The organism is Alistipes sp. CAG:29 (assembly GCF_000435435.1).
GTDB classification, from domain to species: Bacteria; Bacteroidota; Bacteroidia; order Bacteroidales; family Rikenellaceae; genus Alistipes; species Alistipes onderdonkii.
The window spans coordinates 1-1418 of the sequence record NZ_FR893464.1 but is presented as its reverse complement, the minus strand read 5'-3'; the positions used below and the strand labels follow the sequence as shown (position 1 = coordinate 1418).

Here is a 1418-nt window from a genome sequence, read left to right as displayed (position 1 = left end):
GCGGCTGAAAGGCGTCCGCAAGATGATCCTGATCGAGGAGTGCTGGAAGGCCCTCACCTCGGCCAATATGTCGGCCTACATACGCTACCTTTATAAAACCGTGCGCAAGTATTTCGGCGAGGCGGTCGTGGTGACGCAGGAGGTGGACGACATCATCTCGTCGCCCATCGTCAAGGAGTCGATCATCAACAACGCCGACTGCAAAATCCTTTTGGACCAGCGCAAATACCTCTCGAAATTCGACGGCATACAACGTCTGCTGGGGCTGACGGACAAGGAGCGGGCGCAGATTCTCTCTATCAACCTCTCGAACGATCCTAAACGCCGCTATAAAGAGGTCTGGATCGGACTCGGAGGCGTGCAGTCGGCGGTCTATGCCACTGAAACGAGCGCGGCAGAGTACCTGTGTTACACCACCGAAGAGTCGGAAAAGATGCAGGTAATGGAGCTTGCCGGGAAGCTCGGCGGCGACATCGAAGCCGCCATCCGCCAGCTGGCACGCGAACGCGAAACGAAAACCGAATCTTAATTCATCCTGTTATGAAACAGTTGCTTTGGATATGCGCCGGCCTCCTGCTGACGCTGGCCACCGTGCTCGGAGCGTTTCACCTCTTTTACGATTACGAATACCGCAAAATCCGTCCCTTGTGCGGCGAATGGCATTCGACGCTCGACGATACGCGGCTGGTGATCGAGCCGTGCGGTGATAAATTCCGGATCACCATCACGCGCCGCGGCACGTCCGAAACGCACCTCCTGCACTACAAGGATTGCGTCTATTATACGACCTACGGCGGACACCGGGTCGACCTCTTTTACACGCCCACGGCCGATACGCTGCTCCTCGTGCCGGGCGGCGCTTTCAAACGAACCTCAAAACTCAAAGATTATGAACAGTAACCAATCGACACCTGCTCCGGCCGTAGCGACCTTGCAGCAGGAAATCAAGACCCGCACCGAGGTCATCCGCACCTTGGCAGACCTTCGGGAACAACTCGACGCCGACCGCATCTGCGGGGCGTGGCTCTCGACCGAGAACAACCTCTCGGCCTCGGTACGCCGCATCGGCGAGGGGACGTGGCGCATCCTCGTTTTCGACCACGCGCTCTGCTACAAACGTATCGTACAGGACGGCATCATCGCGCTGCGCCGCCACCGTCTGTGGCTCGGCGCCGACGACGGCAACCGCGTGATCTACGATGCTGCCGCCGATACGCTTACCGTCGGCTGTTACGGACGATTCGTTCCGGAGGACAGCATCCGGCGGCAGGAGGATGATGCCATCGGTGCCGAACCGTGCGTCTTCAACGAACCGGCCGAATAATGGGACCACGTTCGGGATTTCCGGGCTGCCCCTGCTTGTCGGGGCAGCCCTTCGGCGGACTTCGCCCGCAGTCACACATTTCTAAATCCGACGG

At 59.0% G+C, this 1418-nt stretch carries 3 protein-coding genes; all 3 read left to right on the top strand.

Features of this window, described 5'->3' with window-relative positions:
- Window positions 1-529, top strand: a 529-nt coding sequence (locus QVP03_RS06985) for a TraG family conjugative transposon ATPase (protein WP_288210691.1), incomplete at its 5' end; no start/stop codon positions are given.
- A gap of 11 nt (window positions 530-540) precedes the next feature.
- The gene (locus QVP03_RS06980; protein ID WP_022332802.1) at window positions 541-900 is read left to right on the top strand and encodes a DUF3876 domain-containing protein; all 360 of its coding nucleotides are present in this window, start codon (window positions 541-543) and stop codon (window positions 898-900) included.
- Window positions 890-1324 (top strand): hypothetical protein, encoded by a 435-nt coding sequence (locus QVP03_RS06975; RefSeq protein ID WP_022332801.1) that lies wholly within the window; start codon window positions 890-892, stop codon window positions 1322-1324. The genes QVP03_RS06980 and QVP03_RS06975 overlap by 11 nt, the downstream gene beginning before the upstream one ends.
- The last annotated feature ends 94 nt before the right edge of the window (window positions 1325-1418 follow it).